The sequence below is a fragment of the Chitinophaga sp. W2I13 genome (assembly GCF_050434005.1).
GTDB lineage: Bacteria > Bacteroidota > Bacteroidia > Chitinophagales > Chitinophagaceae > Chitinophaga.
The window spans coordinates 5,258,568-5,282,947 of the sequence record NZ_JBNPWD010000001.1; the positions used below are offsets into that span (position 1 = coordinate 5,258,568).

Sequence of the window (24,380 nt, forward strand, 5' to 3'; positions counted from 1 at the left end):
GGATATTATGAAGCTGAACGAACTATTACTAACAAGGAGTGAAAACAAGTGCGAACTATGCAAATCAGAAGAACCGCTGAATGTATATGAAGTGCCTCCTCAGACCTACAGTGATCAGGATAATTGTATCTTCATCTGTGAAAAATGTCAGTCGCAGATTGAGAAAAAAGCAGAGCTGGATAGTACCCACTGGCATTGCTTAACCGAATCAATGTGGAGCGAAATTCCGGGTGTGCAGACTGTATCCTGGCGCATGTTGAACCGCTTAAAACAGGAAAGCTGGGCGGCAGATAACCTGGAAATGATTTACCTCAACGATGAAGCGCTGGCCTGGGCGAAAGCTACCGGCGATCATGAAAACGATAGCGCTGTGGATCTGCACAGGGACAGCAATAGCGCCATTTTGCAAAACGGAGACACCGTTATTCTTACCAAATCCCTCGATGTAAAAGGGTCTACTTTAAATGCAAAAATGGGTACCGTGGTAAAGAACATCCGTCTTGTGCCGGATAATACAGCACAAATAGAAGGAAAGATAGAAGGACAACTCATCGTGATCCTCACCAAATACGTAAGAAAACAAAATGCATAAGAAAAGGGAAGGTATTACGCCTTCCCTTTCGTTTTATCTTTATGCTGCGCGCTGCAGCTTCTCTGCTGTAATCCTTCCCGGCTCCGGGGAGGTAGCAAAAAATGGTTCGAGCACTATTTTCAACCATACAATAGAACAGAATACCGCTTTCACTGCATAAGGTTCTACGTAAGTCCTGGCAATCCAGTAAGGAGTGATCAGATCGGTGGAAGAAAAGGAGGTGAATGCCAGCGTAAGCACCACCAGCACTGTATTTAACGTGGATGGCCGCTCCTGTGTAAAGTACCAGATCGCTACACCGGTGAGCGCAATAATATAAGTAGGGGATTCTCCCTTATGGTTAAAGATCACCACCCATATAAGCACAGAAGCCAGCATGCTCAGATTAAATTTCGATTCCCGGTTGTAAAGGATGGGTATGAACGGCAACATGAATACGGCCGCCGCTGAAAGCATGAACAGCTGTTTGGAGATATCCATATCAAACCAGGTATGCCACCATCCCATTACAGATACGCCATAGGAAGCAGAATAATCGTTGGCCAGGAGGTGTGCCCAGCTCCTGTAAAGGAACAATAGCTGATCCCAGGAAATTACGAGCAACGGCATCACCGCAATCACAACGGTCCAGAACACCGTGTACAACGCCGCTTTCCAGCGTTCAGGATATAACAGGAACAGCGACATGGCCACCAGGCCAAATAGTTTGATATATACGGTTACTACCAGCAGCAATGCTGCCAGCCAGATCTTTTTATTTTCCATGCTGTGCCACGCCAGGATGAAAAAGCCCGTGATGAATACGTTGATCTGGGAGCTGGTGAGCGCAATCATCATCTCTATAGCCAAAAACAACAACAGGATCGATTGCTTTTCTTTCTTTACCGGTAATGTTCTGATGGCAATAATAAACACCACTACATTCATTATATTCCAGCAAATCAATGCTGGTACATCCGGCATCCAGGCAAAAGCGCCCATCCACAAGGCAAAAGACGGGCTGTATTTATACAGGTCGTAATACTCAGATTCGTATAATACATACAGGTCCTGGTTGTGTATCAGGTGTGAGAATGCATGTTTAAAAATCAGGAAGTTATTATAACGGGTCCATCTTTCCATGTCCTGCGAAGAGTGCCAGGAATGAAAGGAGATGCCTACCGCCATTAGTAAAAATAAAGCATACAGGTATTTCGGCGGAATTTTGCTGATGGTATTACAGAAAGCATCCCAGCGGCCTTTTATGGCTAAGCTTTGCATTGTACTCTTTTAAGTTGTGACAGTTGTAGTGATCGTTCTCCCATTTAGGGTTAAGGCAAAACTATATAAATTTTTCTTTATTTGTGTATTATCAGATTGTTTTAAGAAATAAATCAGCAGATTGCTTTAGCGGGGCCAAACCGGCCAATGACGGGCTCCGCAGACGGGATCCCGCCATTGGCCGGTGTAATCCTGGAATTCATTGCTGCTGCTGCTGTTGCTGTATCATCATTTCTTCCAGGTGGCGCTGGTAACTATTTTTTACAGGCTCGGCCACAACAGTACTGCTCATGGCAGGCTGGGCAGGAAAAAATGGTTCAGGATCAAACTGGTCCTGGTCGTCGTAACCCACTGATACCGTCACATCCAGGGTATGGCCCGCTCCGCCGCTGTATACGCCTTTCACCGGTGAGCAGTCGCTGAAGTTACGCCCTACTGCCAGTTTTACATGGTTTTCCCCGGCGATGCAGTTGTTGGTGGGATCCAGCCCCAGCCAGCCATATTCGGGAATATACACTTCTGCCCAGGCATGGGTGGCGCCCTCGCCGCGCATACCGTTTTTATTCGGGCAAATATACCCGCTCACGTACCTCGCCGGAATTTGAGTGAACCGCAGCATCGCGGTTAACAGGTGCGCAAAATCCTGGCATACGCCTGCCTGTAACAGCAGGATCTCATCAAGGGTACTGTCCACTGTGGTTACTCCTTTGATATAATCGAAATGCGTGTATACGTAGTCACAGAAACGTACCGCTGTTTTGAATGGCGTATCGGTGTCTTCTTTCAGGTCCAGCGAAATTTGCCGTAAAGAGGCCACGCTTTCAAAAAATTCCTGTTTGAGATAATCAATAAATGCTACGTCGTAGCGGATATCCTCGAGCATCTGCCATTGGGTGGCAGGAAGAAGCACATCGGTGGGCAGCGGCCGCGGAATAGTTTCCACAACGATGGCCGAGAATATTTTCAATTCATGATGCGGGTCCGTTTGGGTGAAAATGCCTACTTCGTTGCCATAATAATCCTTGAATGTTTCCACTTCCGGGTGACGGGAGATACTCAGATCATGTTTGATCACTCTCTGGTAATCGTCTTTTACAGGATACAAAATTATCTGGTTGGCGCTGTCGCGCACCGGAGTTTCATAAGTGTAATGCGTGATATGTTTTATTTTGAAAACAGGCATAATAATGCGATGGTTAAGCGTTTGCGAAATAGTATTCATTCAGTAGGTTCCCGATGCCATACAGCTCACTCCTGATCTTAACAAGATAGGGATGCAGCCCTTCCGCTTTCATACTGTTTACGGAGCTGTAGGTGATGGTACTGTTCAGTCGCCCGATGTTAAACGACAATTTATTATAGTGTTCAATATTTTTATCACTTTTCAGTCGTTCGAAATACCGGTGAATATTGTTGACCGAATATTTTGCTGACCGGGGAAAATCGTTGTTGAGCATGACCAGTTCCAGCACGTTTTCCGCTTCAAAGCCTTTACGGTAGGTTTTCAGGTAAAGCTCATAACCGCCCAGCGATAAAAGCAGGTGTTGCCAGTAAGAGGTATCCGTGAGCAGGTCGGGATTATTGGAGATAGAGATAAACTTGATGTCCAGGATATCGATGGACTGTATACTTCTCTCCAGGTATTTACCAATGCTCATAAAGCTCCTGCTTTCGCCTCTTTCCATGATACTGCCTGCAGTACCGTAATAAAGCATTACCTGCTTAATGAGGATATCCAGCGCGGTAACAGGATCATCTTTTTGTACATACCAGAGCAGCTTCGGATCTTTTACGGTATGATAGTATTCATTGAGGCACTGCCAGAGGTCTTTCGCAATATGTTCCTGCACGCTCCGGGCATTTTCACGGGCCAGCGTGATCATGTTGATAATAGAATTGGGATTATCGCGGTCAAAGAGCAGGTACTCGATCACCGACCGGCTATCGTTTTTGATAGAAGATATTTCAGCTTCATTTCTGCCGGAAGAAATACGGATCACCGGCGTCCAGGTAAATTCCTGGATGGTGTCCTGTGAAGATGCGTAGTTTATTTTCAGCATTCTTAAAATACCATCGCTTCTTTCTACATACCTGCTCAACCAATATAAACTGGAGGCTACTCTGCTTAACATAGGCTTGTGTTTTAGTTTATGATGCCAGTACCCAGGTGTCTTTACTGCCGCCACCCTGTGAGCTGTTTACTACGAGGGAGCCTTCTTTCAGGGCTACCCTGGTTAATCCGCCGGGAACAATAGAGATGCCGTCTGGCCCAACGAGGGCATAAGGTCTCAGGTCCACCCGGCGTGGTTGCAGCATGCCATCGAGGTAACAAGGGGCGGTAGACAGGCTGATAGTGGGCTGTGCGATGAAATTGCGGGGATCTTTCAGTATTTCTTTTTTATAATTTTCTATTTCAGATTCCGAGGCGGCATGCCCCATTAACATGCCGTAGCCGCCGCTTCCATTGGTTTTTTTGATCACCATTTTGTGCATGTTCTGGAAAACGTATTCCTTATGTTCCGGGTTACCCAAACTGTAGGTAGGTACGTTTTGCAGCAGCGGTGTTTCATTCAGGTAATATTTGATCATGTCGGGCACGTAGCTGTACACGGCTTTATCATCGGCCACACCGTTGCCGGTGGCGTTGATGATGGCTACATTGCCTTTGCGGTAGGCGCTCATGAGGCCGGCTACGCCGAGCACACTTTTAGGGTTGAACACCAGCGGATCTATGAACTCATCATCCACACGCCGGTAGATCACATCTACCTGTTGCAGACCGGTGGTGGTTTTCATGTATACTTTCTGATCGCGTACTACCAGGTCGCGGCCTTCTACCAGTTCCACGCCCATGAGACGGGCCAGCGTGGTGTGTTCATAGTAGGCGGAGTTGTACATACCCGGACTGAGCAAAACGATGGTAGGATTAGCGACAGCCCGCGGCGAGAGTGACAGCAGGTTTTTATAGAGAATAGACGGGTATTCCGTTACGCTGCGCACCTTGCATTGCGGCAGGAGGTCGGGGAAAAGCCGCTTGGTGATTTCCCGGTTTTCCAGCATGTAGCTTACGCCGGAAGGCGTGCGGAGGTTATCTTCCAGTACATAAAAGGTGCCGTCAAAATCCCGGATAAGGTCTATCCCGGCAATATGGATGTAGATGTCGTAGGGTACATTCAGCTGGTGCATTTCCCGCAGGAAATGGGGGCAGGAGTAGATCAGCGAAGCGGGGATGACGCCGTCGCGGATAATAAACTGGTTATTATATACATCTTTCAGAAAAAGGTTAAGGGCCTTCAGGCGTTGCTTAATACCTTTTTCAATAAAGGTCCATTCGGCACAGGTGATGATGCGGGGGATAATATCAAACGGAAAGATCTTTTCAATTCCTTCTCCGCTGTCGTATACCGTAAAGGTAATCCCCTGGCTCATAAACAGCCGTTTAGCCAGTTCTTCTTTTTTATTGAGGTCGTTGGCAGATTCATTCTCCAGGTAACTGATAATCCGGTGGTATTGCTCCCGGAGGTGATTATCGGCGATGTACATTTCATCCCAGGTATCGGAGATGTGATCATAGCGGTTGAGGTTTATAGTATTCATTTTAGTAATATTTTAATTATGCCATGGGATGAGATTGTTTTTGTATAATTTATGAATAAAATGTTAATTATAATAAAGAGATGTTGTTTATTTTTTTAATCATAGAGATGATTATATGACATTACTGTAAAATATAATATTAATGAAAATGCAAAATATACAGATTAACAAACCTTAAAAGTTAAGTCCGTTTATTCATCGGGAATTATGTATATTTTGCTGCCGTACCTGTTTTAGCCATTAAGATGAACTGAAGATCACAACCCTGTCAACCACTCAATTTAACCACAAAGAAATAAGTAACTCCATGATGAGAACACCATTACTGGCCGCTGCGCTGCTATTATCCGGCCTTTGCCCGCTACAGGCACAAACCACGTATAAAATGAAGCCCGTTGCTATTCAATCCAGGTGGGCGAAAGAAGTGAGCCCGCAAAATGCACTCACCGCTTATCCGCGTCCACAGCAGGAACGCGGCAACTGGCAAAACCTCAATGGCCTCTGGGAATATGCCATCACCGGCGCTGATGAAGCAGCGCCGTATAACTTCGAAGGACAAATACTCGTGCCTTATCCGCTGGAATCGGCCTTGTCGGGTGTAAAGAAAACACTGCTTCCCGAACAACGACTGTGGTACCGCCGCAAAATTGATATCAGCCAAGCTGCCGGCGAAAGAACATTGCTGCATTTTGGTGCGGTCGACTGGCAAAGCAAAGTATATCTCAACGGCAAAGAAGTGGGTGGTCACACCGGCGGCTATACGTCGTTTACCATCGATATCACCAATGCTGTAAAGAATGGTGAAAACATCCTGGTGCTGAAGATCTACGATCCATCCGACAGGGGCGTGGGCCCTTCCGGCAAGCAGGTACTCAACCCCGCTAATATTTATTATACCCCCAGCTCGGGTATCTGGCAAACCGTATGGCTGGAAAAAGTGCCCACAGATTATATCTCCGGGTTAAATTTCACGCCGGATATAGACAAGCAACAACTGAACCTCACCGTAAGCGCACCTGCCGGATACACCGTAGAAGCCATCGCCTCCGCCAACGGTAAGCCCGCAGGTAAAGTGAAAGGCAAAAGCGGCGCACCGCTGCAGCTGAGGCTGGAAAACCCCACGTTATGGTCGCCCGGCAACCCTTTCCTGTACGACCTTTCCGTGAAATTGCTGAAAGGCAATACCGTTAAAGATGAAGTGAAAAGTTATTTCGGTATGCGCAAAGTATCCATTGCAAAAGATGAAAAAGGAGTGGACCGCATTTTCCTCAACAACAAACCTTACTTCAACCTCGGCACACTGGATCAGGGTTTCTGGCCCGATGGTTTATACACTGCGCCCACCGATGAAGCGCTGGCATTTGATATCAAAGCCATCAAAGCAATGGGCTTTAATACCATCCGTAAACATATTAAAGTGGAACCGGACCGCTGGTATTACTGGGCAGATAAACTCGGCATGCTGGTATGGCAGGATATGGTAAGTCCCAATCACAGTCTTCCGGAAGGCGCCAAAGCCGCCTTTGAACAGCAATGCAAAGAAACGCTGGCTCAACTGCACAACTATCCCTGCGTTACTACCTGGGTATTGTTCAACGAAAAATGGGGACAGTTTGATCAGCAGCGTTTAACGGAATGGATCAAACGCAGCGATCCTTCCCGCCTCGTCAACGGCCACTCCGGCGAATACCTGTATGTAAATGAAAAACTCCGCAGTCCGAGTCCGGATGCATACGTTGGCGCCGATCTGACCGATGTACACAGTTATCCCAACCCCATGAACGCTATTAAAATGCCCGGAAAGGCCCGCGTATTGGGCGAATTCGGCGGTATCGGTGTATTCATCGCTGATCATCAGTGGAACACCAATACCGCCTGGGGATACATCCAGGAAAAGCCAGGTGCACTGAAATCGAAATACGCCGTCATGAACCAGCACCTGCAATTACTGGAACGGCAAGGCTTATCTGCCAGCATCTACACCCAACCCTTTGATGTGGAGGGAGAACAAAACGGACTGCTCACCTACGACCGTGAAGTAGTGAAAATTCCGTTTGCCGAAATAAGAAAAATCCATGCACCCCTCAATAAAGACATGGGCGCCATTCCCGCAGTCGCCGCGCAGGACGCCGATCTCACAGAACCTACCGCTATTTACAGCGCCATGTTGCAGGAGTATATCGATGGTAAAAAAGATCCGGAATTTTTGAGAAAGCTGGCCATGCTGGCCGTGCAGGCCGGCGATAAAGATGGCGCCGCCCTGGCAGGAGCCGACTATTTCGCGGTCATGAAACAGCCGTATTCGGAAGAAGACCTTCGTTATGTAATGCAGGTAACCGGCAGCACCCGCGACACCGGCTTCTCCATTATCCGCGATAACAGGGAAGCCATCGATAAAGCCATGGGCGCCCGGCAATCGGCGGTAAAAATGATGAATCTCATTTACCAGGACCTCATTGCACCCGCTGTACCGGATAATGGCGCTAACCCGGACTGGGCAGCTATCTATGCTGCCGTAAAGCCTTACGGCGCACCCGGCGAGGAAATATACCTGCGTGCAAGAACGATCTATCTGCTCAATAAACAGGATAAGGCCGGGTTCAAAACAGTAGCCAGGGAGTACCTGGATAAATATGGTCAGTTTGTTAAATTGGACGAGAAGAAAAAGATAGAGGCGTTTATGAATTAGCGAAGGTTGTCTTATTCAGGATTACGCTGATTTTACTGATTACTTTGATTGATCACTTGGATTTAAAAGGATTTTGGGAGATATAAGCGGATATTTTCGTTGTATCTCCCAAAATCCTTTTAAATCCAAAAGTATAATCAGCAAAATCAGCGTAATCCTGGATAAGACAACCTTCGCACAGATTAACACAAAGATGTGAGCAATACTTTTGTTCTTTCTTCTTTCCTTTGTTCCCGGACGGAAAGTGTTCAGAATGGTTAACCCGTTACCCCTGATTGACAACATCGCTTGTCCTGCTTTCTGTTCTGCCCGACTTTTATATTTGATAAATAAAATCTCATGAAAAAATTACTCCCTGTACTTTTTATATTCGCTTTTACAAGTGTAAAAGCCCAAACCAATGTGATTGGCACCACCGGCAATGTGGGAATTGGTACGCTTAATCCTGTAAGTAAGTTGCAGGTGGTGGATAATTACCGGAATTATTTTGTGAACCGGTTGATCGCCGGGGCATCTGAGGATTCGCAGGGGCCTAATTATATATTGCTGCATGAATTATATACGGGAACCTTATTACCCGACATGCACGTAATGGGGAAAATCACAGGAATCAGGGGAGCTACCGCCGCCTTTAACAGGAAATGGACCATTGAGGTCAATACTTCTACCGCGTATAACGCCACCAAAGGGTCCCTGATCAGCTACAATGAACTGGTGAAATTAGTGACCCTTGTTTATAACAGTAAAAGTTATCTGGCCGCAGAAATAGTAAATAGTGCATCGGTGAATTTCTTTTCATTCACTGGTTATGCAAGCGGAGAGGCACTGATGCTGGTGAGAGATGATAATGTGACCAATGTGCTGCCTTTTGTTCCAACCGATGCCATCGGTATACAGGGAAATCTCAGCATCGGCACACAAGGGTCATCCGCAAAGCTGGATGTGATGGGAGGTCCAATCTGGACTACCAATAACTGGCTAAAATCAATGAAATTGTATAACGGCTCCGCCATTGAATTTACTGGTACCGCAAGATCATTTGGCCTGGGCGCTTCGGGCGCGAATTTGTATTTCTCAAATATGAACCTAGACGGAAGTGGGGGTGCTAACTATTTTATGGCAGCCGATGGAAATACCGGCAACATGAGTATTGGAAGTTCCAGCCCGTCGCCCAATTACAAACTCACGGTAGAAGGCACGCTGGGCGCACGCCGTGTTAAGGTGCAGCAAGGCGCGTGGGCAGATTATGTATTTCATCCTGACTACCAGCTGCCATCCCTGCAGGAGGTAGAGCACTTTGTAACAACAGAAAAACACCTGGAAGGCATTCCATCGGAAAAAGAAGTAGTTGAAAAAGGATTGGACCTGGGAGAATTTGATCAGCAGCTGCTGAAAAAAGTAGAAGAACTTACGCTGTATATTATTCAGCTGAACAAAAACGTAGAACGTTTAAATAAACAGGTAGCAGCACAACAGCAAACTATTGCCACTTTACAGGCTAAATAGCCGGAAGCTGCGCACGGGGTAATCATCCGGTGCGCAGCTTTTTTATTTCTTTCTCCCCACCCATTCCAGCGCATCCAGTATCAGCCTGTTCTGCGTTTCATTCGCAAACGTGGAAGATAATTCCTTATTGGTGTGATGTTCATAATCGATATCGTTATGCCCCATGTTCAGGTATAGCATCTTATATTTTTTATTAGTCCATACTACGGGATAATAGCCGCTGTGCCAGATCTCGTGCTGCTTCGGACCTGTGCCCAGCGGGAAACTGCTGGAATCTACCGACAGCAGTATCCTGATGTCCGGGTTTTTGCGCAGATCATTGCTCCAGCGGTACCATTCATTGGGTGCGGCGGAGAAAGTATCCGGCAGGTTTTTGGTGGCCGGATGCCGGTGGTCTTCTACCCGCAGCACTGCCGAGGTAGGGCGCCAGGTATTGCTGCCATAGGAACCCGACCCCAGGAAGATGTTGTGGTACCAGTCCCAGTTTTGAGGCACATCCGAAGGGGTGAGCGCAAACGCTGCAAAGTGAAAGCCTATCCAGCCGCCTCCATGTTCCATATACTGCCGGAAGGCGGCGCGTTGTGCCGGGTCTTCAGGGCGGGTGTCCAGGAAGATCACTACCTGGTACCTGGAGAGGAACGCCGTGTTCAGGTTTTGCCAGTTGTTGGTGGAATCATAGCTGAACTGGTATTTTGCGGCCATCTCCGGGAACCACTTATTGGCTTCATGTACAAAACTGATGTGTGCCTGGTCGTTTTTAGCCGTGTAAAAGGCGATAACCCGGAACCGGGGAGGAGTGGATTGGGCCTGGCTCATGGCGCTGCCAAACAGGCTTAAAATAAGCCAAAGGGTGCTTAGGTGGAATCTTAGCTTCATAAATAGTAAATGATCGTTCAGTACTACAAAATAAACTATTTCTTTCAGCAGGCGGTTAAAGCTGCAGCAGATCCCGTACAATTTTTACCCGGTCGGTAGCCATCCGGGTATTGTCGTAGGCAAGGTACAGCGTATTGCTGGCAGGTATGTTGCCCCGCCATACTTCTTTCAGTTCTCCTTTTTTTATGCCTTCTTTTACCATGTAATCCGCAGTGATGGTAAGCCCGTTGCCGCAGCTGATCGCCTGCAGGATCGTTTGCATATCCGGGATAATAAACTGTGGTTTGATAGCGGGACGCTTGCGGAAGTTTTCCAGCCAGAAACGCCGTATCACGGGCAGGTCGCTGCTATAGGCAAACCATGGCTGTTTCAGCAGCCACGACTCCGCTTCATCCAGTGATTTCTTTTTCAGGGAGTTTTTAAATGGTTTGGTGTCAAGATCCGGGTGGGATACAATCAGGAACTGTTCCCGGAGAATGGGCTCATAGATGATGTTCTTTTCTTCTATCAGCTGCGTGGCAATGAGGAAATCAAGATCGCCTTTCTGCAGCCGCCGCAGCAGGTCTTTGGTCAGGCCAAACTCAATGATAATATTCGCCGGCACCTCGCTGATGCGTTTGGCTACTACTGCCTGGAAATATTCTTTTACAGCGCCGATGTGGATATTCGGCAATTGTTTGGTGATGCAGAAATAACGGAAATCCGCTTCCACATTTTCCAGCTTTTCCAGTGGCTCCACTACCTGCGTATAAAATAGCTTACCATAATCGGTAGGCACCAGTTTGGGTTTGCGCTCAAATAGCTGTTTCCCGATATGCGCTTCCAGCGCGGATAAATGCTGACTTACATTCGGCTGCGAAATAAACAGCATCTTTGACGCCGCCGTCAGTGAGCCGGTTTGATATACGGCTTTAAATGTTCTGTACCACTCCAGATTAACCATCCTGCAAGTTATAAATATTTTTATGAGGATTAATAAATCATATTATTTTCTTTATATGATTTACATCCTCACTTTTGTACCAGCAAAAAAATTCCGGCATTATTCAACAGCAAAGAAAATGAAAAGAATCGCATATATCGGAAGTCTCGGTTTACTAGGCATCATCACCACCGAATTTGGTGTTATTGGTATCCTCCCGCAGCTGGCGGCGTATTACAACATTTCTATCGATCAGGCAGGAACGCTGTTAAGCGCATTCGCGCTGGTCATTGCATTAGGAGGCCCCCTGATGACGCTCTGGTTATCGGGATGTAACCGTAAAACACTGATGGCTGTCAGCATTTCCATTTTTCTCATAACAGGGGTGGTATCATCCTTATCACCTCCCTTCTGGCTGTTACTGGTGGTGCGGATGTTGCCGGCTTTCCTGCAGCCGGTGTACATTTCCACAGCCATCGCTGCGGCTACTGGTGCGGCCGATAAAAAGCACACGCATAAAATGATGGCCATTGTGATGAGCGGGATCGCCATTGCAACGGTAACGACTATCCCGTTTGCCACCTGGCTGGCAGGGATCTATAACAGCTGGCAGTTATCGTTTGTAGTGCAAACCATTGTAAGTGCGATTGCGCTGATAGCCATCCTTGCCTTTTTGCCATCGATGCCGGCTACAGAAAAACCATCTTATGGCGCGCAGCTGAAAATACTCACCAAACCCGCCTTCCTGGTCAGCAGTATCATGAACGTGTTTATGGTATCGGCCATGTTTTCCACCTACAGCTATTTTGCGGACTATCTCGGGAAAGTAAATCATATGTCCACCGGCGAAGTGGGCGTAATGCTGCTCCTGTTTGGCGCCGCCGGCGTGCCCGGCAACTTCCTGGCCGGCAAACTGCTGAGTAAAAGTGTAACCGGTACAATGGCTGCCTCTCTCATTGCCATCACGCTGGTGTCCATAGGTATTTACTATCTGCCGCTGTTCGCTGTGCCACTCGTTATTGTATGGGGATTCCTGCACACGCCCTGCTTTATTACGGCGCAGGCCTACATGGTGGCCGCGGCGCCGGAAGCCCCGGGGTTTGCCACCAGCTTATCTATCTCTTTCGGCAACATGGGTGTTACCCTGGGAACGGCCGTCAGCGGCTGGATCATCACCTCGCAGGGCATTCATAATGCTCCCTGGGTGATGCTGCTCTTCGGCGCCGGCTCCCTGCTCATGATGGGACTCAAAGAAGTGCTGACAGCACGGAGGTTGTCTTTCTCAGGATTACGCTGATTTTACTGATTAGTTTGATTTTTACTTTTGGATTTTTTTAGATTTTCCTGATAATAGTTTAATAATATAGTTAAGGGAGATAAAAGCGAATATCCGCTTTCATCTCTCTTAATTTTTTTAAATCTAAAAATCCAAAAAAATCCAAAAGTAAAAATCAAACTAATCAGTAAAATCAGCGTAATCCTGAGAAAGACAAAATCCGCGCGCAATTGTCGCAAGTGCCCCCAAAGAATGTCGCTTTTGCACCTTCAATAAGAGAAAGACGACGGGTATCTTTGTAACGAAATGAAAATCTGTAAAATTCTAATCTATCGTTATGCAAAAGATCACCCCATCATTATGGTTTAATATGAATGCAGAAGAAGCGATCAGCTTCTACTCATCTATCTTCAAAAATTCAAAAGTGACCGATAAGTCATATTACCAGGAAGGAATGGGAATTCCAGCCGGTACACTGCTCGCAGCTACCTTTCACCTGGAAGGACAGGAGTTCCTGGCGATTAACGCCGGACCGCAATTTCCGTTCACAGAAGCTGTTTCCTTTACGGTATATTGCGAAACTCAGGAAGAAGTAGATTACTACTGGTCGAAGCTTACCGCAGACGGCGGAAGCGAAGTGCAATGCGGTTGGCTGAAAGATAAATTTGGCTTATCCTGGCAGATCACGCCTACCATTATGCCTAAATTATTAAGTGATCCTGATAAAGAAAAATCCGGCAGAGCGATGCAGGCAATGATGAAAATGGTGAAGTTAGATATCGCTGCATTGGAAAAAGCGTTTAACGGGAAATAAATAATTATTGCCGGCTGTTACCTTCAAAATTAATAAGCCAGTGAAGACCAAACTTATCAGTAAGCCCACCGAATAAAGCCCCCCAGAAAGTACTTTCCAGCGGATGCGTAGGAATACCATCCGCGGAAAGACGGGCATAAAAAGTTCTGGCTTCGTCTTCACTGTTGCAATTCAATAATAAAGAAACGGTATTGCCGGCTGTAAGTCCCGCGTCAGGCACCATGTCGGACGCAGTGAGTACCAGGCTGCCTTTGGTAAGACTGGAATGTAATATAAACGGCTTCATAAAAGCGGGTATTTCTGCTGAAACAGGCGATTCTCCGATGGTTTGAATCTTCAGCTCTCCACCCAGACAATCTTTGTAGAAAGTCATTGCCTCCCGGCAGTTACCGTTGAAAGTAAGGTAGGTATGGATCATGGTCATTTTTAACCGGATTTTTGTGTGAAAACTATAATGCAAAAATCGTAAGGGTTACGGGAAGTAACAGGGGTGTAAAGCGACAATTCTCAGGGTAATTGCGGCATAAACTATTATAATTGCAGCGTATGATACATATTTCTGTCCTGGTTCCCCTCGGGCACACCAGTTTAGTTAACATCGAAGGCAGCTACCAGATTTTAACGGATATTAATAACTTCCTTGCGGAAAAAGGCCGGGAGCCAATGTTCCAGGTACAGCTGGTTGGAATAACAGCCGAAGTAAGCCAGCGTAACCGTTTATTTACCATCTCTCCGGAGGTGCTGATAAACGATGTAAAGAAAACAGACCTGATCATCATTCCTTCCCTGCACGGGGATCAGTCGCGCGCAGCAGCCATGAACCAGGATTTTATTCCCTGGATCAGGCAGCAATACGAGCAGGGCGCATCCGTAGCCAGTTTATGCCTGGGCGCTTTTTTCCTTGCTGCTACCGGTCTCCTCAAAGGCAAGCAATGTGCTACCCACTGGAAAATGGCCCGGGAGTTCAGAACCATGTACCCGGATGTAAACCTGATGGACAACCGGATCATCACGGAAGAAGAACGTATTTATACCAGCGGCGGCGCCTATTCTTATCTCAACCTCATCCTTTACCTGGTAGAAAAGTACGCCGGCAGGGATATTGCGATCCTTACCGCCAAGGCATATGCCATTGATATAGACCGCCAGAGCCAGTCGCCTTTCATCATTTTCGAAGGACAGAAAGCACATAACGACGAACCTATCCGTAAAGCCCAGGAATTTATTGAATCCAGTTACCAGGACAAGATCACGGTAGAACAGCTGTCTGATATGTCGGCTATAGGAAGAAGGACTTTTGAAAGAAGATTTAAAAAATCGACCGGTAACACGGTGATAGAATATATTCAGCGGATAAAGATCGAAGCAGCCAAGCGCGATTTTGAAACCAGTACAAAAAACGTCAACGAAGTTATCTACGACGTAGGATATATCGATACAAAAACATTCAGGACCATGTTTAAAAAGGTAACAGGACTTACCCCGCTGGAGTACCGGAACAAATACAATAAACAAATTATGAACCCTGTAAATGAATAGTTATGGAAAAAACAACGTTTAAAGCTACCATCAATGCGCCACGCGAAAAAGTATGGGAAGTACTTTGGGGCGATAATTCCTATCCGCAGTGGACAGCTCCTTTTGCTGAAGGCTCTAAAGCAGATACCAACTGGGAGAAAGGAAGCAAGATAATATTCCACGATGGCAGTAACCGCGGTATGGTGGCCAGGATTGCGGACAAGGTGCCCAATGAATTTATGTCGTTTCAACACCTCGGTGAAATTGACAACGGCGTGGAAGACCTCACCAGCGACAAAGTAAAAGCCTGGGCCGGCGCTTATGAAAATTATACGCTGACTAACGTCAACGGCAAAACGGAGTTACTGGTAGAAATGGATCTGGCTGACGAGTTTAAAGACTATTTCAATAAAGCCTGGCCATTAGCGCTGGATAAAGTAAAAGAATTATCAGAACAGCAGTAAGCTGTTATCAACTAATGTTCCCCTTCGCCTGCCGGCACGGCAGGCGAAGGGGTTTCCTGTTTCCTGACCAAAAAAGTGGACATGCTTTGATCCGGAATACGGTTGTGCTATCTTTGCGGTTATTGTATCAGGTAACTATGGGCCGTAAAAATGAAAAGCACTATGTTTCGGAAATCAACGATCTCCTGCCTGCTGATGTTGTCTTTTTTAAGATTATCAGCGCAGGAAAAATATGAACTCAACAGCGGATGGCAATGCAGCAATATTGCTGGTGTAAAAGTTACCGGTCAGCAGCTCTCAGATCCAGGCTATACACTCTCCGGCTGGACGCAGGCCACCGTACCAGGCACGGTGCTTACCACGATGCTGGATAATAAACAGGTGCCCGATCCGATGTACGGCATGAACAATGAAAAGATTCCGGACATCTATCACGCTGGTCGCGATCATTATACCTACTGGTTTGTAAAGGACTTTACAGAACAGCCAGCCACCGGCGACGCCCAGGTATGGCTGCACTTCCGGGCAGTAAACGATGGCTGCGATATTTATCTGAACGGGCATCGCGTAAATAAAACCACTCACTATGGCGCCTATCTCCGCCAAACATATAACATTACTCCTTTCCTGGCGAAGAACGGTAAAAACCGTCTCGCTGTAATCGTGTACCCGCCCCAGTTTTCGGGTAACCCCAACGGTGGGCAGGGAGGCGATGGTACCATCGCAAAAAATAATGGCCCGCAGTATACCGCGGGGTGGGACTGGATCCAACCCATGCGCGACCGCAACACCGGCATATGGGATAAAGTGACCATTGAAAAAACCGGCGCCGTAAGGATTAAAGACCCGCACATCATTACCCGCGTACCCGGCGTCCGCCAGCCACAGGCCCCACAGGCGCCGGCTACCCTGCAGGTAGAAGTCACGTTGGAAAATGCCACTGCCAGGGTTGTTACAGGTACTTTGCAATACACCCTCGCAGGGAACCGCATCACAAAGAAAGTAGCCTTGCAGCCACATACCACCGCCATCGTGCAACTACCGGACCTGTTGCTGAAACAACCGCTGTTATGGTGGCCCGCCGGCTATGGCCCGCAATCACTCTACCAGCTGCAGCTGCAGTTTATAAACAACGGTAAAACGGATGACCAGGAAGTAGTGGAATTTGGCGTGCGCGAAATCCAGACATATTGGAATGCACACACCGGCAGCAGGGAAGTGGCGGTCAACGGTCAGAAGATATTTATTAAAGGCGGCAACTGGATTACCTCCGATGCCATGTTCCGCTTCACTAAAGAAAGATATGACGCGGAAGTACGCTTCCACCGCGATATGAACCTGAACCTCATCAGGATTTGGGGCGGCAGTCTTACGGAAAGACCGGAGTTCTACGAAGCCTGTGATAAGTACGGCCTGCTGGTGTTCCAGGATTTCTGGATCTCGGGCGACTGTAACGGCAGATGGCAGGACCCCATGAAAAAGGACGACCAGTGGACCCGCCGCAAATACCCCGACAATCATTCCCTGTTCCTCGAAAGTGTAGCCGACCAGGTGAAAATGTTACGCAACCATGCCTCGCTGGCTTTCTGGTGCGGGGGAAATGAAATTACGCCTCCGGCAGATTTGTTCGCCGCCATGAAGGATTCTATTATTCCGTCACTGGACGGCACCCGCTATTTCTTCGACTACTCCAATTCAGACAGCATGTCGCACAACACGCTCGGTGGTAACGGCGACGGTCCTTACGGCATTCAGCCACTGTCCACCTTCTGGAGCACGCGCACCTTTCCGTTTAACTCTGAAGTAGGTTCGGTAGGCACCGGCGATTATGAGTCACTGGAAAGATTTTTACCCACGGAAAACCTGGTGCCGCCTGATCCGCAAACCGGTAAAACCGACGCCGTATGGGATTACCATAAGTATATCGCTTATAACAAAGCCGTGGATCCCTATGGAAAAACAAATGACCTGAGAGAGTGGGCCAACAAAGCACAGCTGGTAAACTACGACCAGTACCGCGGTTTAATGGAAGGTTTCAGTTCACATATGTGGGATTGGTATACCGGTGTGATCATCTGGAAAACACAAAACCCCTGGACGGCCCTGCGCGGACAAATGTATGATTACTATCTTGACCCTAATGCCTGCCTGTATGGTACCCGCAAAGGAGCCACCCCGCTGCATGTGATGTATAACCCGGAAGAGGGAATGGTAATGGCCGTAAATAACACCTTTCAATACGCCCGCGACCTGATGCTGGAATTAAAAACATACGATATGCAGGGCAACGATAGCCTGCTCACACAGGTATTTGTAGAGGTAGGGCCCACCACGGTGCAGCCATTCATGAATATGAAACCGCTCCTGGATAAATTAAAAGCGCCGCAGGGATTGTTCTTCTCTTTGCGTTTGCTGAACGCCGCGCAGCAGGTGGTAGATGAAAACCTGTACTGGTTGCCGGATGCCAAAGGAAATTATTCCGGGTTAGCGCAAATGCCGGCAGCAGGCGTGAAGGTAACGGCCGTAAAAGCGGGAGGCGACAGTATTAATGTAACTATCAGCAATCCGGTAGGAGGCCCGATAGCATTTTTCAACCGCCTATCACTGGTAAATGCACAGAACAAGAAAAGGATCTTACCGGTATTTTACAGCGATAATTATATTTCTGTATTACCAGGCGATCAAAAAACGATCAGCATCAGCGGCGGCGCAACCGCCACCAGTAAGGATGCGCTGGTAGAAATTTATGGTCATAACGTAAAACGCCAGTATATCGCTATTCAATAATCAAACATATTGCAGGCATCTGTGTAAACAGATGCCTGTTTTTTTTGTATATTCATTTTGTTAATCTGTTCCCTGAACCTATTTGTAGCTGTTGCCCGGGACCGGTTTGTAAGAAAACACCTATTATTCCAATTTATAGCAACAAAATAATTATCGATGACCTCCCTGCAGGAAGAAACAACTATCCGGAAATTAGCCACAAACGAGAAGATGCCCTATGACCTGTTATTGCTGGCCGATCCATCTGTAACGATGATCAACAGTTACCTCCCTTTCAGCGACGTATATGTGCTGGAAACAAAGAAACAGGTGATTGGCGCCTATGTATTGTTGAAAGATAACGACGAACTGGAAATTAAGAACATTGCCGTAAACCCCGCCTACCAGGGAAAGGGGCTGGGAAAAATCCTGCTGCAGGATGCTGCACAACGCGCCAGGGCAGGGGGTTCTAAAAAGCTTTGTATTGGCACGGGCAACTCCAGCATTGCTCAATTGTACTTATACCAGCGCCAGGGATTTGAAATAACAGCCATTAAGAAAAACTATTTCACCACGCATTACCCGGAACCGATCTATGAAAATGGTATTCAATGCAAGCACATGATCGTGTTGGAAAAATCGCTATACTGACAAAGGCCGGTCGTCCTTATTTTCAATATAGGCCCTGGTTTTAGGGAGGCTGTCAGGGTGACGTTCCCTGATATACTTAACGAGATTTTCGCGGATATAACACCGCAGGTCAAAGGCTTCGCCTGAACTGGCAGCACTCATCAGCGCCCTTACTTCAATGGTGCGTTCACTGGTATTGGTTACCTGCAGCGCCTTTGCGCGTTTGTCCCACAGCGGGGATGTATCCAGCAGTCTCTCAAACTCGGCCCTCACCTGGTCCACCGGCACGGTATAGTCGAGGTAAAAGAACGCGGTGCCCAATATTTCTGAACCGGTGCGGGTCCAGTTCTGGAAAGGCTTCTCTATAAAATAATTAATCGGTAAAATCAGTTTACGCTGATCCCAGATATTCAGTACCACGTAGGTGAGGGTAATTTCTTCCACACGTCCCCATTCGCCTTCCACCACCAGCACATCATCTATCCGGATAGGCTGTGTAAATGCCAGCTGAAAGCCGGCCAGCAGGTTGCCCAGTGATTTCTGTGCGGCAAAACCAATGATGATACCGCCCACACCCACACCGGTAAGGAGTCCTGCGCCGAGTTTACGCATGCTGTCGAAGCTTAGTAAAATAATACAGGCCGTCAATATCAGTATCAGCGCAATAGACACCTTACGGATAAACTGCAACTGGGTGCGTATTTTACGTTCTTTCAGGTTGTTCACTTTCTTCAGGTCGTAGGTATGGTACACATAATCCTCCAGCACTTTGATGGCGCCGATCACCAGGGCTGCAAAAGAAAGCGTCAGCGCTATTTCTGCTATTTTACTCAGCGTTGGTACATATTGCTGGTGTACCCGCATCAACGGGATTGCCATGTTGAGCAGCAGCAACGGCAGGAAATAGTTAAATGCTTTTCCAAGGCGGAAAAGGATAGTATGTATTAAAGAGAAGTCCTGCTGTGTCCGTACAGATTGACGCAAAAAAATCGATAACAGATATTTTATCAGCCATCCTGTGATGACTGCAATCCCCGCCAGTATAAGGTTCCATAGGAAATTAGGCAGGTGGTCCGCATTTTCAATAAGTTGATTCCACATGCGCGCCTTGCCTCAAACATGATGCCGTTATATCCCTTCCGTCATTAAGTTATCATTAGAAAATACAGTCATCACCAGCTTGCGGCCCTTGCTCTGGTTGAGTTCCAGCAGTTGGTGCGACTGCTGTACGGTATCCACACTAAATCCGCCAGTGATCCATATGGGGGAAGGTAACAGGGCGCCGGTTTCCAATAACGTGGTTATCTGCCGGAGGCCATCTCCATAATATTTAAAATTCCCGGTAAGCGAATATGCATAGTTGGAAATATTCATGATTACTGCGCCTTTGTTGAACAAGGTTTCCCTGGCTGCTGCCGTGGTAAGCGCTGTTACATCCTGGTAAATGCCGTTGGTAGCAAGCAGTGCTGCCCCTGTTTCAGACATCTGCCCGCCTACGAGATCAATACATGCGTCAAACAGTTTTCCTTCCTGCTGATGCAGTATTGCCTGCAATAACCCGCTTTGCCGGTAATTGATAATTTGGGAGATGGGTAGCCCGGCGTTGATCAGCTGTTGCGTACTTTCTTCGCTGCCCGCGGTGGCCAGCAGTCGCCTAAAACCTGCGTGCAGCAGCAGTTTTACCAATACCAGTCCTACGCCCCCGGCTGCGCCGGTGATCAAAACAGATGCCTGCGGAGGAAGTCCGAGCCTGTTTATGCATTGCAATGCCGTAAGGGAGCCCGTTGGAATAGCAGCGGCGGTAGCAAAGGGAATATCCGCCGGTTTATGCGCCAGTATGTGCTGCGGCACGCTGATATATTCCGCGTAAGTGCCATTGGAGCCCATACTGCCGGATGCCGCTATCACGGCGTCGCCAGGGCTGAATTGCGTAACATCTTTGCCTGTTTTCACTACCACACCTGAAAATTCGCGGCCCAGCACCGGGGAGTGCATGCGTTTGCGTTCTGTAGCGCCTTGCCTGATCTGGTAATCAATCGGGTTAAAGGCTGTAGCTGCAATTTGCACCAGCACTGCATCATCGCCAGGCTGAGGTACCGGAATGGTAGTCATGGAGAAATTCTCCACACCGCCGAAATCGTTTAATATGATTGCCTGCATTTGATGTTTCATCCCGCAAAATTATTACTATGTTGGGTTACCTTTGCTATAGGTATACCGGAGGTAACCGGTTACATGAGGAGAACCTATATGGCAACGATCAACATCAAAGGGCAGATACGGGAAGCCACCTGTGAGGAAGAACTCACGGCCATGCGCGACAGCATTGAACTGTTCAGCGGCAAATGGAAACTGCAGTTACTGCGGTACCTGGCCAACCGCACAGCGCAAAGCAATCACTTTAAAAAAATGCTGCGGGAAATCAATGGCATCTCTGCGCGAATGTTATCGAAGGAGCTAAAGCTACTGGAGATCAATTTCCTGGTGACCCGTACGGTGCTGGCCACCAAACCGGTAACCGTGGCGTATGCCATTACATCATACGGGCAAACTATTCTCCCCGTAGCAGAAAACCTGGTAGCGTGGGGGCTTTGTCACCGTGAAAAAGTAAAATCGGCGATATCCGCATAGCGCTTATTCATGTACCCGGATAATTTGCCCGGTTACTACTCCTTCCACACTTTTGAGGTAAGCGTTTACCAGCTTCTGCATGGGCACCGGGTTAAAGCCGGGAAACAAATGTGCAATTGCATCCGCGGAGTCGGCTGCCAATCCGGGGCTCACGGCATTGACCCGCAAATTTCTTTTCAGCTCGGTGGCTGCCGCTATCGTAAAACTATTCACGGCGCCACTCACCAGCGAGCCTGCAGCGGCATCCCGGGCGGGTTCGTCAGCGAGTATGCCGGAGGTGAGCGTGAAAGAGCCGCCTTCATTCAGGTAATGCTGGCCAATCAGTACTACATTTACTTGTCCGAGTAATTTGGATTGGATGCCCGGTAGCAAACTTTTTTCGGAAAGGGTTTGAAAGTTCTCCATGCCGGAGGAGCCGGCCGTAACAATCACCGCATCTATACCGGGTGTGGATCTGTACATGTTTTCAATGGAAGCTGCATCAGTAAGATCTACCTGGATATCGCCGCTGCTGCGGCCTGCGCTGATCACCTCATGTTTTGCTGACAACGCCTCTTTTACTTTACTGCCGATGGCGCCGGTAGTGCCTATGATAAGTATCTTCATTATTAATAATTGGTTACTTCAATAGTGGTTTCTTGTGCAATCTGTTTTAACCTGGCGGTCCACTCTTCCAGTGCCAGTGCGCGTTCTTCCGGTGATATTCTGGCGGGGCCATGTATAACAAATGGCTCCAGCACGGAAAAGCCCGTGAATTGGAAGATGCCCCGGTGAATGGGTTTCAGCATGTTTTCCAGGTCGCCGTGAAGGCCACCGCTAATATACGCATCTTCCGGTCCGCCGATGGTGAGCGAAAGCATTGCTTTTTTCCCGGTGTAAATGCCGGTTTCATAAATGTGGCTGTTCCCGTAGGAGGTGCCCATTGCAAATACGCGGTCTACCCAACCTTTGAGGATGGCAGGTATGCTGAACCACCACAAAGGAAACTGCCAGATCATTAGATCGCACCAGGCTATTTTTTCCTGTTCGGCTGCAATATCTGCTGCAAAGCCATGTACGCGCGAGGCGTGCTGTTCTTCCAGTTGTTGTTTAAAAAAAGCATCGTTGTATACCGTGGTGAAATTTTTACGATCGGAAATTGGGTTAAACCGCATAGCATAGAGGTCAGAGGTTTGCACTTCATGGCCTGCGTCCAGCAGTGTGGTCACTGCAGTGTTGAACATAGCGCCGTTCATACTTTTGGGTTCCGGGTGCGCATAAACTATTAATATCTTCATAAAAGTTGTTTTTTAAATAACTGCGGACAAAATTATTCCACGAACGTTACATTTGTATTTTTGAAGCCTATTGTATGCAACACACAAAAATGTAAGTAATGGCAAAGCGCAAGGAAACGTCTACCAATCATTTGAACCGCGAACAGATTTCAGGTGTGTGCGGGGTGGCCTATGCCATTGATATCCTGGCGGGGAGGTGGAAGTTATATATCCTGTACAAGCTGGTGAACAGAACGCTGCGCTTCGGTGAGTTGAAAGAACACATTCCCAATATCACCGATCGCATGCTAACCCTGCACCTGCAGGAGCTGGAAGCGGACGGGCTTGTTACCAGGACCGTATATGCGGAAGTACCGCCGAGAGTGGAATACCAGCTTACTGAAATCGCTGCGCGGCTTATTCCTGTATGGGATCAGTTGAACGAATGGGGATTTCAGCACCGCGATAGCCGGTTACACCAATAGCGTAGTAGCGTTACCGTTATCTGCTGATTGATATCATAAAAAAACGGCGTACCCGTGAGGATACGCCGTTTCTTCATTATTATTACCTGTTACTGTTGTGCGGTTTGTTTCTTCTTGTGATCTACAATTGCACCTGTACCAGCACCTACACCAGCCCCGATCAGGGTACCGATGGCAGCGCCTTTCACGCGGTCTTTATTCACGATAGCACCGGTTACTGCACCTGCGCCGGCGCCTACTACAGCACCCTTAGCGGTGTGGCTCCAAGATTTCCAGCCCTTTTTCTTTGCGGGGGCCGGCGCGGGCGCTTCTGTATTGGCTACCACCGGAGCGGTTTCATTGTTATATTGGGTACCGGCTACATTTTCGCGGCCGTGTGAACGGTTGCTTTTCAACGCATTCATGGAATCCACTACCTGCTGTTTGATGGCACTCACATTATTCATCGAATCGATGGTGGCTTTCTTTGCACTTTCAATAGCGGCGGCATTATCAGCGTTACTTTTGCAGGAAAAGAAAACGACTGCTGCAGCTAAGGCTACGAGTATCTGTTTCATGGTTTTAAGTTCTTTAACCCGCCACCTGTCGAAAATTGTGCCATTTTTTTACGAAATCCCGGAAACTCATATGGGGAGCCGCATTTCCAGCATGTGCTTGCTGAAGCCGATTTTCTCATAAGCTTTAATTGCGGGCGTATTTTCATGGTATACCTCCAGGCGCATTTCCACTATGCCTCGCGATTGTGCCCATGCTTTCAGCCCCCCGATGATCAGCTTATTCACCCCTTTACCCCGCCAGGATGGCGCCACGTACATAAATCCCAGGTAAGCATATTGCGCAAACCTGACATAGGGTTTTGCATCCTCTATACGGGCATAGCCGGAGCCAATCAGCTGGCCGGCTGCTTCTGCCACCAGCAGCTCAATATGCGAAGCGGTGATCATGGCCGCTATATCGTAATAATGTATAATGCCCTCTTTTAAGGTGGGATCAAAAGGGCGTTCTGCACTAATAATACCTTGCTCAAACACCAGCTATACAGGCAAATCTGCGGTAGTGGCTTTACGGATAATAATTTCTTGCATGGTTCTCTGGCTA

24 protein-coding genes are annotated in these 24,380 nt (G+C 47.7%); 11 read left to right on the plus strand and 13 right to left on the minus strand.

Annotated elements, in window-relative coordinates; genetic code table 11:
- Positions 1–7 precede the first annotated feature (7 nt).
- Positions 8–592: a PhnA domain-containing protein gene (locus QFZ48_RS21705; protein WP_429063581.1), complete on the plus strand. Its 585-nt coding sequence runs from the start codon at positions 8–10 to the stop codon at positions 590–592.
- Between the two features lie 39 nt (positions 593–631).
- Here QFZ48_RS21705 and QFZ48_RS21710 read toward each other — a convergent pair whose 3' ends face one another.
- The 4 genes from QFZ48_RS21710 to QFZ48_RS21725 form a co-directional block, all read right to left on the minus strand.
- Positions 632–1,852 carry a glycosyltransferase family 87 protein gene (locus QFZ48_RS21710; RefSeq protein WP_429049843.1) on the minus strand — a complete coding sequence of 407 codons (1,221 nt, stop codon included), beginning with the start codon at positions 1,850–1,852 and terminating at the stop codon, positions 632–634.
- 199 nt (positions 1,853–2,051) lie between these two features.
- Complete coding sequence (locus QFZ48_RS21715) at positions 2,052–3,035, minus strand: transglutaminase family protein (RefSeq protein WP_429063583.1); 984 nt, start codon at positions 3,033–3,035, stop codon at positions 2,052–2,054.
- Positions 3,036–3,048: 13 nt separating this feature from the next.
- A complete protein-coding gene (locus QFZ48_RS21720) occupies positions 3,049–3,984 on the minus strand; it encodes an alpha-E domain-containing protein (RefSeq protein WP_429063584.1) in 936 nt (311 codons plus the stop codon).
- 16 nt (positions 3,985–4,000) lie between these two features.
- Positions 4,001–5,449, minus strand: a complete 1,449-nt coding sequence (locus QFZ48_RS21725; protein WP_429063586.1) for a circularly permuted type 2 ATP-grasp protein — start codon at positions 5,447–5,449, stop codon at positions 4,001–4,003.
- 307 nt (positions 5,450–5,756) lie between these two features.
- On the opposite strand from QFZ48_RS21725, the gene QFZ48_RS21730 reads away from it, so the two are divergent.
- Together QFZ48_RS21730 and QFZ48_RS21735 are read left to right on the plus strand one after the other, a co-directional pair.
- Positions 5,757–8,138: a glycoside hydrolase family 2 protein gene (locus QFZ48_RS21730; protein WP_429063588.1), complete on the plus strand. Its 2,382-nt coding sequence runs from the start codon at positions 5,757–5,759 to the stop codon at positions 8,136–8,138.
- A gap of 339 nt (positions 8,139–8,477) precedes the next feature.
- Positions 8,478–9,644, plus strand: coding sequence for a hypothetical protein (locus QFZ48_RS21735; RefSeq protein ID WP_429063590.1), 1,167 nt, complete (start codon positions 8,478–8,480; stop codon positions 9,642–9,644).
- 42 nt (positions 9,645–9,686) lie between these two features.
- Here QFZ48_RS21735 and QFZ48_RS21740 read toward each other — a convergent pair whose 3' ends face one another.
- Together QFZ48_RS21740 and QFZ48_RS21745 are read right to left on the minus strand one after the other, a co-directional pair.
- Positions 9,687–10,520 carry a ThuA domain-containing protein gene (locus QFZ48_RS21740; protein ID WP_429063592.1) on the minus strand — a complete coding sequence of 278 codons (834 nt, stop codon included), beginning with the start codon at positions 10,518–10,520 and terminating at the stop codon, positions 9,687–9,689.
- Between the two features lie 55 nt (positions 10,521–10,575).
- The gene (locus QFZ48_RS21745) at positions 10,576–11,463 is read right to left on the minus strand and encodes a LysR family transcriptional regulator (protein WP_429063593.1); all 888 of its coding nucleotides are present in this window, start codon (positions 11,461–11,463) and stop codon (positions 10,576–10,578) included.
- Positions 11,464–11,581: 118 nt separating this feature from the next.
- Between QFZ48_RS21745 and QFZ48_RS21750 the strand changes: the two genes are divergently transcribed.
- Both QFZ48_RS21750 and QFZ48_RS21755 read left to right on the plus strand, forming a co-directional pair.
- Entirely contained in the window at positions 11,582–12,739 is a 1,158-nt protein-coding gene (locus QFZ48_RS21750; protein ID WP_429063595.1) for an MFS transporter, read from the plus strand.
- 316 nt (positions 12,740–13,055) lie between these two features.
- Positions 13,056–13,532: a VOC family protein gene (locus tag QFZ48_RS21755; RefSeq protein WP_429063597.1), complete on the plus strand. Its 477-nt coding sequence runs from the start codon at positions 13,056–13,058 to the stop codon at positions 13,530–13,532.
- A gap of 4 nt (positions 13,533–13,536) precedes the next feature.
- On the opposite strand, the gene QFZ48_RS21760 is transcribed toward QFZ48_RS21755, so the two are convergent.
- Positions 13,537–13,956: a VOC family protein gene (locus QFZ48_RS21760; RefSeq protein WP_429063599.1), complete on the minus strand. Its 420-nt coding sequence runs from the start codon at positions 13,954–13,956 to the stop codon at positions 13,537–13,539.
- Positions 13,957–14,078: 122 nt separating this feature from the next.
- On the opposite strand from QFZ48_RS21760, the gene QFZ48_RS21765 reads away from it, so the two are divergent.
- The 4 genes from QFZ48_RS21765 to QFZ48_RS21780 all read left to right on the plus strand — a co-directional run bounded on the left by QFZ48_RS21765 (position 14,079) and on the right by QFZ48_RS21780 (position 18,931).
- The gene (locus QFZ48_RS21765) at positions 14,079–15,071 is read left to right on the plus strand and encodes a GlxA family transcriptional regulator (protein WP_429049818.1); all 993 of its coding nucleotides are present in this window, start codon (positions 14,079–14,081) and stop codon (positions 15,069–15,071) included.
- Positions 15,072–15,073: 2 nt separating this feature from the next.
- A complete protein-coding gene (locus QFZ48_RS21770; protein ID WP_429049816.1) occupies positions 15,074–15,514 on the plus strand; it encodes an SRPBCC family protein in 441 nt (146 codons plus the stop codon).
- Between the two features lie 162 nt (positions 15,515–15,676).
- The gene (locus QFZ48_RS21775; RefSeq protein ID WP_429063600.1) at positions 15,677–18,301 is read left to right on the plus strand and encodes a glycoside hydrolase family 2 protein; all 2,625 of its coding nucleotides are present in this window, start codon (positions 15,677–15,679) and stop codon (positions 18,299–18,301) included.
- Positions 18,302–18,457: 156 nt separating this feature from the next.
- The gene (locus QFZ48_RS21780) at positions 18,458–18,931 is read left to right on the plus strand and encodes a GNAT family N-acetyltransferase (protein ID WP_429063602.1); all 474 of its coding nucleotides are present in this window, start codon (positions 18,458–18,460) and stop codon (positions 18,929–18,931) included.
- On the opposite strand, the gene QFZ48_RS21785 is transcribed toward QFZ48_RS21780, so the two are convergent.
- The gene (locus QFZ48_RS21785; RefSeq protein ID WP_429063604.1) at positions 18,923–19,894 is read right to left on the minus strand and encodes a mechanosensitive ion channel family protein; all 972 of its coding nucleotides are present in this window, start codon (positions 19,892–19,894) and stop codon (positions 18,923–18,925) included. The genes QFZ48_RS21780 and QFZ48_RS21785 overlap by 9 nt on opposite strands.
- Before the next feature lie 144 nt (positions 19,895–20,038).
- Positions 20,039–21,082: a quinone oxidoreductase family protein gene (locus tag QFZ48_RS21790; protein ID WP_429063606.1), complete on the minus strand. Its 1,044-nt coding sequence runs from the start codon at positions 21,080–21,082 to the stop codon at positions 20,039–20,041.
- 63 nt (positions 21,083–21,145) lie between these two features.
- Between QFZ48_RS21790 and QFZ48_RS21795 the strand changes: the two genes are divergently transcribed.
- Positions 21,146–21,541: a winged helix-turn-helix transcriptional regulator gene (locus QFZ48_RS21795; RefSeq protein ID WP_429049802.1), complete on the plus strand. Its 396-nt coding sequence runs from the start codon at positions 21,146–21,148 to the stop codon at positions 21,539–21,541.
- Positions 21,542–21,544: 3 nt separating this feature from the next.
- Here QFZ48_RS21795 and QFZ48_RS21800 read toward each other — a convergent pair whose 3' ends face one another.
- A complete protein-coding gene (locus QFZ48_RS21800; protein WP_429063608.1) occupies positions 21,545–22,147 on the minus strand; it encodes a short chain dehydrogenase in 603 nt (200 codons plus the stop codon).
- A gap of 2 nt (positions 22,148–22,149) precedes the next feature.
- Entirely contained in the window at positions 22,150–22,818 is a 669-nt protein-coding gene (locus tag QFZ48_RS21805; RefSeq protein ID WP_429049794.1) for an NAD(P)H-dependent oxidoreductase, read from the minus strand.
- Positions 22,819–22,916: 98 nt separating this feature from the next.
- Here QFZ48_RS21805 and QFZ48_RS21810 point away from each other — a divergent pair, with 98 nt between their 5' ends.
- On the plus strand, positions 22,917–23,282 hold the full coding sequence (locus QFZ48_RS21810) for a winged helix-turn-helix transcriptional regulator (RefSeq protein WP_370907533.1): 366 nt from the start codon (positions 22,917–22,919) through the stop codon (positions 23,280–23,282).
- An 89-nt stretch (positions 23,283–23,371) separates the two neighbouring features.
- Here QFZ48_RS21810 and QFZ48_RS21815 read toward each other — a convergent pair whose 3' ends face one another.
- Both QFZ48_RS21815 and QFZ48_RS21820 read right to left on the minus strand, forming a co-directional pair.
- Entirely contained in the window at positions 23,372–23,839 is a 468-nt protein-coding gene (locus QFZ48_RS21815; protein WP_370907532.1) for a hypothetical protein, read from the minus strand.
- A 66-nt stretch (positions 23,840–23,905) separates the two neighbouring features.
- Positions 23,906–24,313 carry a GNAT family N-acetyltransferase gene (locus QFZ48_RS21820; protein ID WP_429063609.1) on the minus strand — a complete coding sequence of 136 codons (408 nt, stop codon included), beginning with the start codon at positions 24,311–24,313 and terminating at the stop codon, positions 23,906–23,908.
- Positions 24,314–24,380 lie beyond the last annotated feature (67 nt).

Coding starts and splice junctions, on each gene's coding strand:
- QFZ48_RS21815 (WP_370907532.1), bottom strand. CDS start 23,839: ATGAAACAGATACTCGTAGCCTTAGCTGCAGCAGTCGTTTTCTTTTCC.
- QFZ48_RS21770 (WP_429049816.1), top strand. CDS start 15,074: ATGGAAAAAACAACGTTTAAAGCTACCATCAATGCGCCACGCGAAAAA.
- QFZ48_RS21805 (WP_429049794.1), bottom strand. CDS start 22,818: ATGAAGATATTAATAGTTTATGCGCACCCGGAACCCAAAAGTATGAAC.
- QFZ48_RS21780 (WP_429063602.1), top strand. CDS start 18,458: ATGACCTCCCTGCAGGAAGAAACAACTATCCGGAAATTAGCCACAAAC.
- QFZ48_RS21775 (WP_429063600.1), top strand. CDS start 15,677: ATGTTTCGGAAATCAACGATCTCCTGCCTGCTGATGTTGTCTTTTTTA.
- QFZ48_RS21710 (WP_429049843.1), bottom strand. CDS start 1,852: ATGCAAAGCTTAGCCATAAAAGGCCGCTGGGATGCTTTCTGTAATACC.
- QFZ48_RS21790 (WP_429063606.1), bottom strand. CDS start 21,082: ATGAAACATCAAATGCAGGCAATCATATTAAACGATTTCGGCGGTGTG.
- QFZ48_RS21735 (WP_429063590.1), top strand. CDS start 8,478: ATGAAAAAATTACTCCCTGTACTTTTTATATTCGCTTTTACAAGTGTA.
- QFZ48_RS21730 (WP_429063588.1), top strand. CDS start 5,757: ATGATGAGAACACCATTACTGGCCGCTGCGCTGCTATTATCCGGCCTT.
- QFZ48_RS21800 (WP_429063608.1), bottom strand. CDS start 22,147: ATGAAGATACTTATCATAGGCACTACCGGCGCCATCGGCAGTAAAGTA.
- QFZ48_RS21765 (WP_429049818.1), top strand. CDS start 14,079: ATGATACATATTTCTGTCCTGGTTCCCCTCGGGCACACCAGTTTAGTT.
- QFZ48_RS21810 (WP_370907533.1), top strand. CDS start 22,917: ATGGCAAAGCGCAAGGAAACGTCTACCAATCATTTGAACCGCGAACAG.
- QFZ48_RS21725 (WP_429063586.1), bottom strand. CDS start 5,449: ATGAATACTATAAACCTCAACCGCTATGATCACATCTCCGATACCTGG.
- QFZ48_RS21750 (WP_429063595.1), top strand. CDS start 11,582: ATGAAAAGAATCGCATATATCGGAAGTCTCGGTTTACTAGGCATCATC.
- QFZ48_RS21755 (WP_429063597.1), top strand. CDS start 13,056: ATGCAAAAGATCACCCCATCATTATGGTTTAATATGAATGCAGAAGAA.
- QFZ48_RS21795 (WP_429049802.1), top strand. CDS start 21,146: ATGAGGAGAACCTATATGGCAACGATCAACATCAAAGGGCAGATACGG.
- QFZ48_RS21745 (WP_429063593.1), bottom strand. CDS start 11,463: ATGGTTAATCTGGAGTGGTACAGAACATTTAAAGCCGTATATCAAACC.
- QFZ48_RS21705 (WP_429063581.1), top strand. CDS start 8: ATGAAGCTGAACGAACTATTACTAACAAGGAGTGAAAACAAGTGCGAA.
- QFZ48_RS21715 (WP_429063583.1), bottom strand. CDS start 3,035: ATGCCTGTTTTCAAAATAAAACATATCACGCATTACACTTATGAAACT.
- QFZ48_RS21720 (WP_429063584.1), bottom strand. CDS start 3,984: ATGTTAAGCAGAGTAGCCTCCAGTTTATATTGGTTGAGCAGGTATGTA.
- QFZ48_RS21740 (WP_429063592.1), bottom strand. CDS start 10,520: ATGAAGCTAAGATTCCACCTAAGCACCCTTTGGCTTATTTTAAGCCTG.
- QFZ48_RS21760 (WP_429063599.1), bottom strand. CDS start 13,956: ATGACCATGATCCATACCTACCTTACTTTCAACGGTAACTGCCGGGAG.